The organism is Aestuarium sp., from assembly GCF_023253315.1.
Classification (GTDB): domain Bacteria; phylum Pseudomonadota; class Alphaproteobacteria; order Rhodobacterales; family Rhodobacteraceae; genus Marivivens; species Marivivens donghaensis.
Window position 1 is genome coordinate 34,816 of the sequence record NZ_JALRGW010000022.1, and the last position, 13,014, is coordinate 47,829.

A 13,014-nucleotide genomic window follows, 5' to 3' on the forward strand; every position below is an offset into this window, starting at 1 on the left:
CTCTTACTCCTCGTCGCCATCAATGATGGTTTCAACTTCATCATACTGGGCCTCATCGATTTGGCCCTTGTCTTTGCGACCGCGCAAAACTTCGCGGATCAATTCATCTGTCAGAACCAGTTTGGCATCTGACAGCCAGTCGAATTTCAGACCGATGGTGATGTCTTCGCCCTGCTCATCAAGCGTGATCAGGACTTCATCACCTTCGACGCCAGCAAGCTGGCCTTTAAAGCGCCGACGACCGTCGATCATCTCGCTGGTTTCGATCTTGGCCTCGTTGCCGGCCCATTGCTCGAAATCCTTGAGACGTGTCAGCGGACGATCGATACCGGGGGACGATACTTCGAGGCTGTAGGCCTCAATGATCGGGTCCTCGACGTCGAGCGTTGCCGAAAGCGCGGTCGAAATCTTAGCGCAGTCGTCAACCTCGATGGTGCCATCGGGTTTCTGCGCCATAACCTGCAAGGTGGTTTCCTTGAGGCTTTTCATCAAACGGACGCGCACAACTTCGTACCCCATGTCCTCAATGACAGGGGTAATAATTTCTGCGATCCGGCGGTCCAATGCCGCCTTGGCGATCAGATCAGTCATCTGTTCTCCAAAAACAAAAAAACGGGCTCGCGGCCCGTCGATCTTTCCCGGTGGAGCGTCGGGTCGGAACCGTCAGCGCCGCTGTTGAGAGGCCATATAGGCCCATACTGCTGAGTCTGCAAGGGAAACCGTCAGGCCACCCACCACCGTTCTGCCATGCGCGCGTTATCCATGGGCCAAAGGTTGCCAATCGACGTGGGGATTGCGACCCGATCCGAGGTTGCACCGATCCAATTTGCAAACGCGGGAATAATTGCACCGCCCTGATCGCGTAGGATTTTCTGCATTTCAGAGTAGAGTTCTGACCGCAGATCAGGGTCAAACTCCGCCCGCGCCGCGACAAGCAACTGTTCGAACCGTCCATCCGCCCAGCGCGTATCATTCCAAGGGCTACCTGCATGATAGGCCGTCGAGAGCATCCAGTCTTCGGTCACTCGACCTGACCAATAGGTCGCTGCGAAAGGTTGGCTCCCAAAGGTGTCGCCCCAATACCCAACAGATGCCGCCTCTATGATCTGAATATCAATGCCCGCTGGCGCGGCAGCCGTGCGGAACAGATCGACCGCAGACGAATTCATCGCGACATCGGACGTGAACAGATCAACTGAGACGTTCGACAGCCCAGCCCGACGCAAATGCCATGCGGCACGCTCAGGGTCATGAGCCAGAGGCGCAAGCCCCGCATAGAACTGGTTCGCAGGTCCAATCGGGCTATCCGCCGCGACACGTCCGTGACCATGCAACACCTGATCAACAATCGCCTGCCGATCGATGCCATGCTTCAGCGCCAGACGAATATTCAGATCGTCAAACGGAGCCGTATCTGTTCGCATTCCAAACGCGAGGTGCATATTCCCCGTCGTCTCGATGATATTTATCCGCGGATGGGTCGAAAGCCGCGATACGGCAGCAGGGTCCACCCGATCAACAGCATCCACCTGACCTGTAAGAAGCGCATTCATCCGCCGCGCACGATCATTCATCGCCACGTATTCAACGCGGTCGAACCAACCTGCCGAGCCGTCTTTGTAATGGCTCTGCACGCGACGCCCAACAAACCGTACCCCCGGCTCAAAACTCTCAACGCGGTAGAGGCCCGTGCCAATCCCGTGGGCGATCGCTTCATCGATCTGACCAGAGGGGTAGATGATCAGGTGATAATCGGACAGCAAATACGGAAAATCGGCGTTCCCAGAAGTCAGCGTGAATCGCACCTGATGGTCCGACAAACGAGATATGTCCTGAATGCCATCAACAATAACCCGCGCACCTGATGACGTTCCGCGATGGAGATCAAAACTGTCGATCACATCCTGCGCCACAAACGGTTTGCCGTTGTGGAAACTCACGCCACGCCGCAACGCAACCGTCCAAATGCGACCGTCCGCCGATGACTCCCAGCTTTCGGCGAGCTCACCGACCAACGATCCATCCGCCGTCACTTCGGTCAGACAATCAAAAACAGCGCCCTGCCCGCAGGCTATCATGAAACTGTCTGAAAACGTCCGTGCATCCCAACTGTCCAGCGGCGATGCCCCCGAAAGACCAACAGTGAGTCGTCCACCAATAGAACCCGCACGCGCCGATATGCCCGATGCAGTCAAAACCGCAGCGGCGATACCGTATTTCAGCAGGTTTCTTCGTTTATAGGACTGCACCTGTGCAGACTCCGTTTGGATTCAACTTGAACACCGTAGCGAAGCAAATCGCTTGGGTCCATGCCATCCAAGAACTTGTTGGGAGCCATCAGGTTACCCGCAGCCTCCTTATGGGTGAATGGCTATTAAAACTCCGCCGCGATCTCATCCATGATCCGCACCAATTCCCGCGTGATCCCCGGCTCAGACAGCGCATGACCCGCCTGTGGGATCATCCGCATCCGCGAGCCAATCCAGCCTTTGTGTAGTTTGTATGCCGAGGTCGGCGGGCAGATCATGTCATAACGACCTTGGACAATATGGCCTGGGATACCGCGCAGGCGGTGAAGGTTGTTCAAGATCGCAGTGTCGTCGGTCAGGAACCCCTTGTTGATAAAGTAATGGTTCTCTAGCCGCGAAAATGCCCGTGCGTATTCACCGGGTGCTTCGCCTGCAAAACCGTTGGATTCGATGGATGCCAGCGCGTTCTCCCAAGTGGCCCAAGCCCGCGCGTAGCGGGTCTCTTCCATCAGGTTTCCGCTGAACAAACGGCGGTGATAGGCGCCGATCATATCGTCCCGCTCTTCTTCAGGAATGAGGCTTTCGAAACGGGCCCAAAGGTCAGGCCAAAACGCACCCGCGCCACCGCCATAGAACCAATCCAGCTCTGGATCGGTCATCAGGAATACGCCGCGCAGGATCAAACCTAACACTCGTTCAGGATGGGTCTGCGCGTAGATCAAGGCCAGCGTCGCGCCCCAACTTCCGCCAAAGGCAAACCAACGTCCGATATTCAGGGTCTCACGGATCTTCTCCATATCCGCGACAAGGTCCCACGTCGTGTTCGCCTCGATGCTCGCATGAGGTAAGGACCGACCACATCCACGCTGATCGAACAGAACGATACGATACACGTCTGGGTCGAAATAACGACGCATCGCAGGGCTACAACCGCCACCCGGTCCACCGTGAACAACTATGACAGGCACACCGTCACGCCGACCACATTGTTCGACATACACTCTATGCCCGTCGCCCACATCCAGCATCTGCTGGTCAAATGGGTCGATCGGGGGATAAAGGTGCGGCACCGCGCGTCTTTGACCTGAGACTTTGTCCATGTCACCTCTATATAGCACGGTAAACCGCCAGACCATTCCCCCTTTGGAGGCAAAGATGACCCAGACGACCGTTGATCCCGCAGAAGTTGCCAAATTCGAAGCTATGGCAGCGGAATGGTGGGATCTTGAGGGCAAATTCAAGCCGCTCCACATGATGAACCCGATCCGGCTGAAATACATCACCGAACAAATCGCTGCTGAATTTGGTCGCGATTTGGACGACGACAAACCGTTTGCGGGGCTGCGAATTCTGGATATCGGATGCGGTGGCGGCCTGTTGTGCGAACCGATGGCGCGTCTGGGTGCCACGATTGTTGGCGTCGATGCGGCCGAACGGAACATCCCCGTGGCCCAAGCCCACGCCCGTCAATCTGGCCTCGACATCGATTACCGTTGGACCACCGCGGAAACGATGGCTGCTGCGGGTGAACAGTTTGACGTGGTTCTCAACATGGAAGTAGTGGAACATGTGGCTGATCCACTGGCCTATCTGACCGCCTGCCAACAGCTCTTGAAGCAAGGCGGCCTGCACATCTGTTCGACTATCAACCGCAACCCCAAGAGCTTTGCCGTTGCGATTTTGGGTGCGGAGTATGTGATGCGCTGGCTGCCAAAAGGCACGCACGAATGGTCAAAGTTCATCACGCCAGACGAACTCTATGACTTGATCCGCAAGGGCGGCCTCGACCCCGTTGATCGCAAAGGGTTCGTGTTCAATCCAGTGCTATGGACATGGTCGATCAGTGATCGCGACTTGTCGGTGAACTACGTCACCGCATCGATCAAACGTTAATCGTTTTCGCTCAGCTGCAACCGCAGCTCACGAAGCACAGGCAGGACGGCGCGGACTTTTTCTGCGCCGACCTTATCAACGAGCCCCGCAATCACGGGCGTCATAGCTGCAAGTGCCGCATCACGCGCGGCAAGACCCGCAGGGCTGATAGCCACCAGCTTGCGTCGTGCATCGTCCCAGTCAGGGCGAATATGCACCCAGCCTGCCCAATCTAGTTTCCCCAGCGTATTCGTCATCGCACCTCGGGTCAGGTGAAACGTCTTTGCCAATTGCGCTGGCGTGCGTTCATCACCAGCATGAGCAAGGTGATTCAGGACGGAAAAATGGGACAGTTCCATACCCTTGGGCAGCACACGAACCACATTGGCACGGGCCAACTGATCCACGGTCAAGATCTCGCTAAAGAGCGAAACGGCAAGGTTATTTGAATTCTTGTCCATCCGGTCCCCTAAAAACTCGATCATGCAACAAAGACGGTACGCGCGCCCGTGCTTGTGCCACCTCATCGGGGTTCAAATCAATGAAAACAATGCCTTCGTCTACTCCAGCATCGACTAAAACCTCTCCCCAAGGGGAGATTACCATCGAATGACCGTAGGTTTGACGTGGTTTGCCCGAACGAACAGCGTGATTGCCTGTTTGTGCTGCAGCCAGAACATAAGCCCCATTTTCAATTGCTCGCGCCCGCAAGAGAGGTTCCCAATGCGCGGCGCCCGTGACGGGTGAAAACGCAGCTGGGGCCAATAGGATCGTCGCACCCGCCTGACAAAGCGCACGATGCAAATACGGGAACCGAACATCGTAACACACCGTCAGCCCCAAAATGCCAAAGGGCGTTTCGCATGTTACCGCCTCTTCGCCTGGTCGAAACCCTGCGGATTCGCGAAACGTTTCAGTCTCAGAGACCTGAACGTCGAACATATGGATTTTATCATAACGGGCGCGGATCGACCCATCGGGCGCGATCACGAAGGACCGATTGGCAAAACGCCCATCTTCATCCCCCGTTTTGATCGCGAGCGACCCGATAGCGAGCCAAATTTCATGCTCAGCCGCAGCATCGCGCAGCCCTGCCAAAACAGGATCATCTGCTTCGAGGTGTAGAACGTCGTTCTGATGCTGCCGATCTTGGCTAATGATGTTCGTCACTTCGGGCGTCAGGACGAACCCAGCACCACCAGCAACGGCCGATGCAATCATCTCTTTGACCCGCGACAGGTTCGTCAGCGGATCGTCACTTGAACTGATCTGTAAAAGCGCAGCCCTCACGCCAGCATCGGGTCGAGCTTACCCGCGCGTTCAAGGGCAAACAGATCATCGCAGCCCCCAACATGGGCGCCATCAATGAAAATCTGCGGCACGGTGCGGCCACCATTCGCACGCTCCACCATTTCAGCGCGGCGATCTGGGTGTTCGATCACGTCGATCTCAGTAAAGGCGACACCTTTGGAGGTCAGCAGATGCTTTGCGCGGTGGCAAAAGCCACAAAACGGGGAGGAGTAGATTTCTACGGGTTTCATAACGGACCTTTCGTGTTCACCCGTATATTTAGGTTTCTTTATACGCTCGCGCCAGTGTCAGAACGCAAACCTGCTTTGCGCCAGCCAAACGCGCCCCTTCTGTCGCCGCAGCAAGAGTAGCGCCAGTGGTCATCACATCGTCGATGATCAGAACGGAACGCCCCCGCATACGGCAGCCATTTTTAGGATGTGGTCGGATTGAACCTTGCTGGACAGCAAGTCGGGCCTCGCGCGACATACCTTCAGTCGGCCGCGTGCGATGCACTTTTGCCAAACCATCAACAACAACGGGTCGACCCAAAATACGACCTGTTTCGGCAGCTAAAAGGGCCGATTGGTTGAACCTGCGCCGAAACAACCGCGCCCAATGCAGCGGAACCGGCACAATCACCGTATCATCGCTCAATAACGGACGTGCCGCGCGGGACAGCATCGCCGACAGCATTGGCACAAGGTCTTGTCGGTCCCCGTGTTTGAGCGAAAGCACCAGCTTTTGCCCACCACCCGAATATCCAAACACGGTCCTCCCTGCTGCCCAAGGTCGCGGCTCGGCCAGACATTCGTCGCAGAGCGCGGTTTCATCCTCGCCCATCAGCGGCACACCACAATGATCACAGACCAAACCATTCACGAAATCGGTGGTGGCCCAACAGTCAGGACAAAGGCCAAAGTCAGCGTCAGTGAGTTGATCACATAGGCCACACTGACGCGGCAGAACCATGCGGACAACACTATGCAACATCGTTGGTATTCCCTAAACAAAGGGCATGAGAACCCCGCCAAATATCGCCGACCGCGCATCGCTGGACCGCAACCGGTCTCGTATGACTGCAACATTCATGCTCGATGCTGTGGCAGACGAGATTCAGGAAAGACTGATCGAGGTTAACAGGCCGTTTAACGCGCCCGCGATTGTCTCTGGTCAGCCTGAATATTGGGCGACGCACTTCCCTGACGCGGTCCAAGTGGCAGACACCGATTTACTAGCCCTTGATGCAGGTCGGCATGATCTCGTGATCCATGCGATGTCGATGCATTGGGCCAATGACCCCATCGGCCAAATCGTCCAGTCTCGTCACGCTCTCAAACCCGATGGCCTGTTTTTGGGCGCGATGTTCGGGGGACAAACGCTCCACGAACTACGGAGCGTTCTAGCCGAAGCCGAAAGCCGCGTGACGGGCGGCCTATCGCCACGCGTCGCCCCAATGGCAGAGATACGTGATCTTGGCGCGTTGTTGCAGCGATCAGGCATGGCGTTGCCCGTTGCGGACGCGATGCCACTGAATGTGACCTACGAGGATGCTTGGGCGCTGATGCGTGACCTTCGTGCTATGGGTGAGGCCAACGCGCTGTCGCAACGACTACGAAAGCCGACCCGCCGCGCAGTCTTTGCGGAGGCGGCAAAGCTATATGCCGAACACTTTAGCGATGCGGACGGGCGTATTCGTGCAACATTCGAAGTGATCTTTTTAACGGGCTGGGCTCCTGATGAGAGCCAACAAAAGCCCCTCCGCCCAGGATCAGCCACGGCGCGACTGGCGGACGCACTTGGTGCAAAAGAACTCAACCTGCCCCAGACAGATGATTGACCCATCGGGGTTTTGACATATCTCTGGCCCAAACTACGGAACGGGACTGACATGAAAGACATAAAGAACACTGGCGGATTGGCGAAATGCCCCGTCCACGCACCAGCCGACCACCCCGCAATCAAGCCGCGCCGTATCGGCGTTTTGCTGGCAAACCTCGGTACGCCTGATGCAACGGATTACTGGTCGATGCGCCGCTACCTCAGCGAATTTCTATCTGACAAGCGTGTCATCGATTACCCAGCGTGGAAATGGCAGCCGATCCTGCAGGGCATCATTCTGTCAATCCGTCCGCAAAAATCGGGTGCTGCCTATCGCTCCATCTGGAACACTGAAAAAGACGAAAGCCCGTTGATGACCATCACGCGGGATCAAACCACTGCGATCCGCGCAAGCTTGCACGGGTTGTTCGGTGAACAAGTGATCGTCGATTTCTGCATGCGCTACGGCAATCCATCAACGGAATCAAAAGTCCGCGAGATGGTTGATGCAGGCTGCGACCGCATCCTGTTTTTCCCTCTCTATCCGCAATACGCGGGCGCGACATCGGCCACGGCAAACGATCAGTTCTTCCGTGCGCTGATGAAGGAAAAATTCCAGCCCGTCGCACGTATCGTACCGCCCTATTTCGAAGACCCTGCCTATATTGATGCACTAGCGGCGTCTGTGCAGCGCGCCTACGACGCAATGGATGAAAAACCATCGATATTGGTTTGCTCATACCACGGTTTGCCGAAACGATACTTGACCGAAGCGGGCGACCCCTATCACTGCCATTGCGCCAAAACCACGCGCCTCTTGAAAGAACGGCTTGGTTGGGATGACACGCAGATCAAAACGACCTTCCAGTCGAAATTTGGCCCCGAAGAATGGCTTCAGCCCTACACCGTCGAAGAGGTCGCGCGCCTTGCCGAACAAGGTCACAAACACATTGCAGTGATCGCACCTGCCTTCAGCGCCGATTGCATCGAGACGCTGGAAGAAATCAACGAAGAGATCAAAGAGAGCTTTGAAGAGGCGGGGGGCGAGCATTTCAGCTACATTCCATGCCTCAACGATGACCCAGCGCATATCGAAGCGCTGACTGGCGTCATCATCCAGAACCTCAAAGGCTGGATTGGGTAAAAGAAAAGGGCCGGTTGCATCGCAACCGGCCCAATTTTGTCACTGAGACTTCGAATTAGTTCGAAGCTGCAGCAGCGATCAGAGCAACCAGGATCAGCGGAATGATCAGGCCCGAAGCGGACGACGAAGTCGCTGCTTCTTCAACAACTACTGGCTCAACAGTTACAACCGGAGCCATGCCACCTGCGAAAGCAGCAGAAGCGAAACCGGTGAAAGCAGCGGCGAGAGCGATTTTTTTCATAACAATTCTCCAATTTTCTTGTCGCAGGAACCTAAGTGTTGAGGACGGTCCGCGACAGTCAAGACTTACCTCGTGTACGAGTGTAAACTAGATAATCAGGCGTTCTGCCAAGAGGTTTTCTTATTTTCGCCACAAAAGATTTTGTGATTGTGGTTAAATCAGCAACACCTGAGTGCCTACTTTGGTCAATCCATAAAGCTCCGCGATGTGTTCATTGTACAGGCCGATACACCCGTTCGACGACCGACGACCGATTTTGCGCGTGTCATGGGTGCCGTGGATTCGGTAATACTGCCACGACAGATAGAGGGCGTGGGTCCCAAGTGGGTTATCTGGCCCCGGCCCAATGTAGTCTGGCCATTCGGGGTTCCGCTCTAGCATCGACGGTGTAGGACGCCATTCAGGCCCAATAACGCGACGCACAATCTCTGTTTTACCCAAGCGGGTAAGGTCGGCCGTCAACGGCACAGAGGTCGGGAAGAGCTTGTAAACAGACTGATCCTCGGACCAGAAGTGAAGTGCACGGCTCTGCGTATCGACCAATATCGCGCCGTTGCGAAGGGTGTCGAAATACGGGCGCCAATCCAAGGATCGGAAGCTCGAGATGTTCCGTTGAACCGAATGCGAGATATCGCTTTCGATTTCTGTCGAACCTTCGGTCTGCGCGACGCTACGGGTGCCGATGGTTGCGGCGGCAGCGGCCACAAATGCACGGCGGCTAAATTTCGGGTCGGTCATGTCTGTATGCTCCGGCGTGGTAAGGGCCACGGTTGTTTGATGATGAAATACGCTTTTGTGCTGTTTCATTCAATTCACACATAGCGGAGATCGGCCAAACCTTGCGCAACTGGGTTTGAATTGCCACGAATCAACGGATATGAGTTTCGCGTCTAACAGGAGTTCATCATGAATCGTCGTCACGTTATGTTCGGGTTCGCGGCTTTGGGTCTTGCGGGCTGCACGTTGGGTAACGGGCCGCGCCTCGGTCCAGATGGGCTCCCTCTGCCGTCTATCTATGTCATCGAACCAAGCGACGAAGCCGCGATCGAATATCGGATGCTCGACGGTGTGAACGTTCTTCGTCAGGCACGTGGCCTGACACCACTTACGCTGAACGCGCAATTGAACGCGGCTGCCGCGACCCATTCGCGTGACATGTCCCTTCAGAACCGTCCGTGGCACTTTGGATCAGACGGCTCCTCGCCGCTCGACCGCGGTCGTCGCGTTGGCTATTCGGGCCAGATTCTGGGTGAAAACATCTCTGAAACCTTCGAGACAGAGATGCAGACCTTGGCTGCGTGGCTTGAACAGGCAGACACGCGCGATGTGATCCTTGACCCCAACGCCCGCGAAATGGGCTTTGCATGGTTCCAAGAATCCAACGGCAAAATCTGGTGGACCTTTGTGACGGGCAAGCCCCTTTAAGGGTAGATAAAGATCGGCGTTCCGTTCGGGACCATCGCGTAAATCTCTTCGATCTCAGCGTTCGAGACAGCAATACAGCCCGCCGTCCAATCAATGCTGCTATCCGCGATAGATGGTGTCCCGTGGATAAAGATTTCACCACCGGGGGCGCGGCCTTGCGAGGCGGCATAGGCTCTGTCCTGAGCATTCGGATATGAGATGCCGAGCGACAGGTGATAAGCCGAATTCGGGTTCCGACGGTTGATCACATAGGTTCCTTCGGGCGTCTTACCGTCACCTTCGAACTGTTTATGACCTTCGGGGGCAAAGCCCATACGGATGTCGTAGCTCCGCATCACATCGTTATCGTGCATGAGATACATGCGACGAGCGCCTTTGTTCACGACGATCGACGTCACCTCTGGTCCGTCATAGGACACAAATTTCGACGTTCGCCCGCATGACGATAGGCCAAGCGCGATGGTTAGGATCAATAAAATCCGTGTGAACATTGGGTACTGCCTCGATGCGATTTTCGCTTTTTATTGCGCACCGTTTACACCAATTTGAATCCGCCGCCTAGCTACCCAAATTGACATCAATTGCGCGTAAATGCAGCAACGACCTCGGTGTGGTGTGACCAGCGGAACTGATCGACAACCGTCACTGGACCAAGCGTAAAGCCCGCATCAATCAATGTCTTCGCATCACGAGCAAAGGTCACTGGATTGCACGACACCATTGCCACAGTAGCAACTTTGGACGCAGCAATTTCAGCAACTTGAGCCTCTGCACCCGCACGCGGCGGGTCGATCACGATAGCGTCGAATTCATTCAGTTCGTCGGGCAAAAGTGGACGGCGGAACAGGTCACGAGTCTCGACCGAAACGCGGTGCAACCCGCCAGTGCTGCGCCAACCACGGTCCAATGCGTCCATCATCTCTCGGACGCCCTCAACCGCATGAACCGAGGCCTTCCGCGCCAAAGGCAGGGTAAACGTCCCCGACCCCGCAAAGAGGTCCGCGACTTTATCCGCGTCTCCAACAATTGCGCTCACCGCATCTTGCAGGGCTTTCTCACCATGCTTTGTCGCCTGAAGAAACGCCCCAGGCGGTGGCACGACGAGTGATCCACCGAAATCCTGACGCGGCGGGTGGATGGTCACAACGGGTTCATCAACCCAAACCAAACGGGCGATCCCGTATTCGTTCGCCCACTGCGCCAGATCGACCCGCAGATCGGTCGTGAGTTCTTTTTCAGTCTGAATATGGACATCGGGACCATCGACACTCAGGCTGACAGTCATCGCGACTTCAGCCTTACGGCTCGCCGCGAGGGCGGTTAGTGCATTGAGCGCGGGAAGTGTTGCGATCAGTTCTGGCGCCAAAAGCTGACAATCGGGCACTTCTACCAGCGTGTCAGAGGCGCGCGCGTGGAACCCGACCAGAGTTCCCTTTTTCGTGCGACGACCAGCCAGTTTTGCACGGCGACGGGATTTGATCGGGCTTGTGATTGTTCCTGCGATAGTCGCTTCAATCCCTTGCGCAGACAGGGCACGCTCAACAGTCGATGCCTTCCAAGCCGCAACAAAGGCTTCAGACGCATGCTGCATCGCGCAGCCGCCGCAGGATTTATAATGGCGGCACGGCGGACTAACGCGATCAGCCGAAGGTGAGACGATGCGAACGCCGTCATCTGTCACTTCAACCTCTTCCGAGGGAAGCGTGCGCGGAACCATCGTGCCATCTTCGGCGCGACCTAAACCAGTGTGTGTGAGGCTTTGAATTTTCATGGCGCTTCCTTAGCGGGGCAATTCATCCAGCGCTAGAGATCAGAGCATCTCGCGACAACGTAAATCCAGAGGCAATCCAATCCGCTTCGAGTTTGCGGAGCCGTTCGCCCAATGCAGCCCCCGTAAAAGCTGGCATCAGATCAGCCGCCTTGACGGGAAACGATTGATGGATCGCATGATGCACGATCGCCAGTTCGTCGGGATCAATTGGTTGTCCCATTGATGCCTGCCGCACGAGGTAGCTGTCTTCGGCAGTATCTTTGTACCGATACCCTAGTTCGCCCAAATCCATACTGATGCCAGCCTGAATAGCCTCAAGCCGCCGCTTGTCCGTGTTCGACAACCGCAACCGTTCAGGAACATCCTCGCCCCCAATGACTGCCAATCGGCGGATCGGATCAGGACTACGGTCGCCCTCTAAATGCACAAGGATCGCAAGGCTTTGGGCCTGCGCACCGGGGAGGACCGCATAAAGAACTCCGCTCGCCGCCATTGCTGCCATCGCAGGCGCAGGGTCAGCAGCAGACAGTAATTTACGCATTTCAGAACCAACACGCTCCGCCGACAATTGGGCCAAACCATCGAGGTGTTCAGCACAGGCGGCCAACCCGTCCGCATCGATGCCCAGCGCAGGATCGCCATACCAAGCCGAAAAACGGAAGAATCGAAGGATCCGTAAGTAGTCTTCGCGAATACGCTGATCCGCATTACCGATGAAGCGAAGATGCCCAGCGCGGAGGTCAGGCAGACCATTCACGGGGTCAAATACCTCGCCATTCGGCGCGGCATAAAGAGCATTCATCGTGAAATCACGGCGGCGGGCGTCCTCATCCATCGTGTCGGCAAAATCGACGACCGCGTGACGGCCGTCGGTGTCCACATCCCTGCGGAAGGTGGTAATCTCAAACGGGATACCGTCAGCGACTACGGTGATTGTGCCGTGATCAATGCCCGTCGGAATCGCCTTCAAACCAGCCTGTTTTGCCTGCTTTAGAGTCTGTTCTGGCCGCGCATCGGTCGAAATATCCAAATCCGACACGGGTTGCCCAAGCAGAGCATTCCGCACGCACCCACCGACAAAATAGGCCTGAAACCCGCCGTCCATCAGCGCCTTGCAGACAGCTTGCGACGCGGGGTGCGTTAACCACTCTGCCGTCAGTCGCATAGTCGTTCCGCCAATCCGCGCAACATCCGCGCAGTG

At 56.1% G+C, this 13,014-nt stretch carries 16 protein-coding genes; 4 read left to right on the forward strand and 12 right to left on the reverse strand.

Annotated features, from left to right (window positions below; translation table 11 throughout):
* Positions 1–3 precede the first annotated feature (3 nt).
* The 3 genes from rimP to pip form a co-directional block, all read right to left on the reverse strand.
* Positions 4–591 carry a ribosome maturation factor RimP gene (rimP, locus tag AC1QQ2_RS11135; RefSeq protein WP_067552516.1) on the reverse strand — a complete coding sequence of 196 codons (588 nt, stop codon included), beginning with the start codon at positions 589–591 and terminating at the stop codon, positions 4–6.
* Between the two features lie 131 nt (positions 592–722).
* Positions 723–2,249, reverse strand: a complete 1,527-nt coding sequence (locus AC1QQ2_RS11140; RefSeq protein WP_479713189.1) for an ABC transporter substrate-binding protein — start codon at positions 2,247–2,249, stop codon at positions 723–725.
* Positions 2,250–2,374: 125 nt separating this feature from the next.
* On the reverse strand, positions 2,375–3,349 hold the full coding sequence (gene pip / locus AC1QQ2_RS11145) for a prolyl aminopeptidase (RefSeq protein ID WP_479713190.1): 975 nt from the start codon (positions 3,347–3,349) through the stop codon (positions 2,375–2,377).
* A gap of 55 nt (positions 3,350–3,404) precedes the next feature.
* Between pip and ubiG the strand changes: the two genes are divergently transcribed.
* Positions 3,405–4,142 carry a bifunctional 2-polyprenyl-6-hydroxyphenol methylase/3-demethylubiquinol 3-O-methyltransferase UbiG gene (ubiG, locus tag AC1QQ2_RS11150; RefSeq protein WP_249946617.1) on the forward strand — a complete coding sequence of 246 codons (738 nt, stop codon included), beginning with the start codon at positions 3,405–3,407 and terminating at the stop codon, positions 4,140–4,142.
* Here the strand turns inward: ubiG and AC1QQ2_RS11155 are convergent.
* Genes AC1QQ2_RS11155 through AC1QQ2_RS11170 form a run of 4 tightly spaced genes read right to left on the reverse strand, consistent with a single transcriptional unit; the run spans position 4,139 to position 6,404 of the window.
* Positions 4,139–4,582, reverse strand: a complete 444-nt coding sequence (locus AC1QQ2_RS11155; RefSeq protein WP_067552504.1) for a MarR family winged helix-turn-helix transcriptional regulator — start codon at positions 4,580–4,582, stop codon at positions 4,139–4,141. The genes ubiG and AC1QQ2_RS11155 overlap by 4 nt on opposite strands.
* Complete coding sequence (locus tag AC1QQ2_RS11160; RefSeq protein WP_479713191.1) at positions 4,563–5,411, reverse strand: carbon-nitrogen hydrolase family protein; 849 nt, start codon at positions 5,409–5,411, stop codon at positions 4,563–4,565. Before AC1QQ2_RS11160 ends, AC1QQ2_RS11155 begins: the two co-directional genes overlap by 20 nt.
* A complete protein-coding gene (grxC, locus tag AC1QQ2_RS11165; RefSeq protein ID WP_067552498.1) occupies positions 5,408–5,662 on the reverse strand; it encodes a glutaredoxin 3 in 255 nt (84 codons plus the stop codon). The genes AC1QQ2_RS11160 and grxC overlap by 4 nt, the downstream gene beginning before the upstream one ends.
* A 28-nt stretch (positions 5,663–5,690) precedes the next feature.
* Entirely contained in the window at positions 5,691–6,404 is a 714-nt protein-coding gene (locus tag AC1QQ2_RS11170) for a double zinc ribbon domain-containing protein (RefSeq protein ID WP_479713192.1), read from the reverse strand.
* A 25-nt stretch (positions 6,405–6,429) separates the two neighbouring features.
* On the opposite strand from AC1QQ2_RS11170, the gene AC1QQ2_RS11175 reads away from it, so the two are divergent.
* Both AC1QQ2_RS11175 and hemH read left to right on the forward strand, forming a co-directional pair.
* Complete coding sequence (locus AC1QQ2_RS11175; protein ID WP_479713193.1) at positions 6,430–7,251, forward strand: methyltransferase domain-containing protein; 822 nt, start codon at positions 6,430–6,432, stop codon at positions 7,249–7,251.
* Positions 7,252–7,302: 51 nt separating this feature from the next.
* A complete protein-coding gene (gene hemH / locus AC1QQ2_RS11180; protein WP_479713194.1) occupies positions 7,303–8,376 on the forward strand; it encodes a ferrochelatase in 1,074 nt (357 codons plus the stop codon).
* Between the two features lie 55 nt (positions 8,377–8,431).
* On the opposite strand, the gene AC1QQ2_RS11185 is transcribed toward hemH, so the two are convergent.
* Both AC1QQ2_RS11185 and AC1QQ2_RS11190 read right to left on the reverse strand, forming a co-directional pair.
* Positions 8,432–8,617: a hypothetical protein gene (locus tag AC1QQ2_RS11185; RefSeq protein WP_067552489.1), complete on the reverse strand. Its 186-nt coding sequence runs from the start codon at positions 8,615–8,617 to the stop codon at positions 8,432–8,434.
* A gap of 153 nt (positions 8,618–8,770) precedes the next feature.
* Positions 8,771–9,355 carry a L,D-transpeptidase gene (locus tag AC1QQ2_RS11190; RefSeq protein WP_067552486.1) on the reverse strand — a complete coding sequence of 195 codons (585 nt, stop codon included), beginning with the start codon at positions 9,353–9,355 and terminating at the stop codon, positions 8,771–8,773.
* 168 nt (positions 9,356–9,523) lie between these two features.
* Between AC1QQ2_RS11190 and dalA the strand changes: the two genes are divergently transcribed.
* The gene (dalA, locus tag AC1QQ2_RS11195) at positions 9,524–10,042 is read left to right on the forward strand and encodes a divisome-associated lipoprotein DalA (protein WP_249946611.1); all 519 of its coding nucleotides are present in this window, start codon (positions 9,524–9,526) and stop codon (positions 10,040–10,042) included.
* Here the strand turns inward: dalA and AC1QQ2_RS11200 are convergent.
* The 3 genes from AC1QQ2_RS11200 to AC1QQ2_RS11210 all read right to left on the reverse strand — a co-directional run bounded on the left by AC1QQ2_RS11200 (position 10,039) and on the right by AC1QQ2_RS11210 (position 12,978).
* Positions 10,039–10,533, reverse strand: coding sequence for a L,D-transpeptidase family protein (locus AC1QQ2_RS11200; protein WP_479713195.1), 495 nt, complete (start codon positions 10,531–10,533; stop codon positions 10,039–10,041). The genes dalA and AC1QQ2_RS11200 overlap by 4 nt on opposite strands.
* Before the next feature lie 86 nt (positions 10,534–10,619).
* Complete coding sequence (locus tag AC1QQ2_RS11205; protein WP_479713196.1) at positions 10,620–11,813, reverse strand: class I SAM-dependent RNA methyltransferase; 1,194 nt, start codon at positions 11,811–11,813, stop codon at positions 10,620–10,622.
* Positions 11,814–11,835: 22 nt separating this feature from the next.
* Positions 11,836–12,978, reverse strand: coding sequence for a CCA tRNA nucleotidyltransferase (locus tag AC1QQ2_RS11210; protein ID WP_479713197.1), 1,143 nt, complete (start codon positions 12,976–12,978; stop codon positions 11,836–11,838).
* Positions 12,979–13,014: the final 36 nt, after the last annotated feature.

Excerpts from the sequence above, each read along its gene's own strand:
- rimP (WP_067552516.1), bottom strand. The coding sequence starts at position 591 with ATGACTGATCTGATCGCCAAGGCGGCATTGGACCGCCGGATCGCAGAA.
- pip (WP_479713190.1), bottom strand. The coding sequence starts at position 3,349 with ATGGACAAAGTCTCAGGTCAAAGACGCGCGGTGCCGCACCTTTATCCC.
- ubiG (WP_249946617.1), top strand. The coding sequence starts at position 3,405 with ATGACCCAGACGACCGTTGATCCCGCAGAAGTTGCCAAATTCGAAGCT.
- AC1QQ2_RS11155 (WP_067552504.1), bottom strand. The coding sequence starts at position 4,582 with ATGGACAAGAATTCAAATAACCTTGCCGTTTCGCTCTTTAGCGAGATC.
- grxC (WP_067552498.1), bottom strand. The coding sequence starts at position 5,662 with ATGAAACCCGTAGAAATCTACTCCTCCCCGTTTTGTGGCTTTTGCCAC.
- AC1QQ2_RS11170 (WP_479713192.1), bottom strand. The coding sequence starts at position 6,404 with ATGTTGCATAGTGTTGTCCGCATGGTTCTGCCGCGTCAGTGTGGCCTA.
- AC1QQ2_RS11175 (WP_479713193.1), top strand. The coding sequence starts at position 6,430 with ATGAGAACCCCGCCAAATATCGCCGACCGCGCATCGCTGGACCGCAAC.
- hemH (WP_479713194.1), top strand. The coding sequence starts at position 7,303 with ATGAAAGACATAAAGAACACTGGCGGATTGGCGAAATGCCCCGTCCAC.
- AC1QQ2_RS11185 (WP_067552489.1), bottom strand. The coding sequence starts at position 8,617 with ATGAAAAAAATCGCTCTCGCCGCTGCTTTCACCGGTTTCGCTTCTGCT.
- AC1QQ2_RS11190 (WP_067552486.1), bottom strand. The coding sequence starts at position 9,355 with ATGACCGACCCGAAATTTAGCCGCCGTGCATTTGTGGCCGCTGCCGCC.
- dalA (WP_249946611.1), top strand. The coding sequence starts at position 9,524 with ATGAATCGTCGTCACGTTATGTTCGGGTTCGCGGCTTTGGGTCTTGCG.
- AC1QQ2_RS11200 (WP_479713195.1), bottom strand. The coding sequence starts at position 10,533 with ATGTTCACACGGATTTTATTGATCCTAACCATCGCGCTTGGCCTATCG.
- AC1QQ2_RS11205 (WP_479713196.1), bottom strand. The coding sequence starts at position 11,813 with ATGAAAATTCAAAGCCTCACACACACTGGTTTAGGTCGCGCCGAAGAT.
- AC1QQ2_RS11210 (WP_479713197.1), bottom strand. The coding sequence starts at position 12,978 with ATGCGACTGACGGCAGAGTGGTTAACGCACCCCGCGTCGCAAGCTGTC.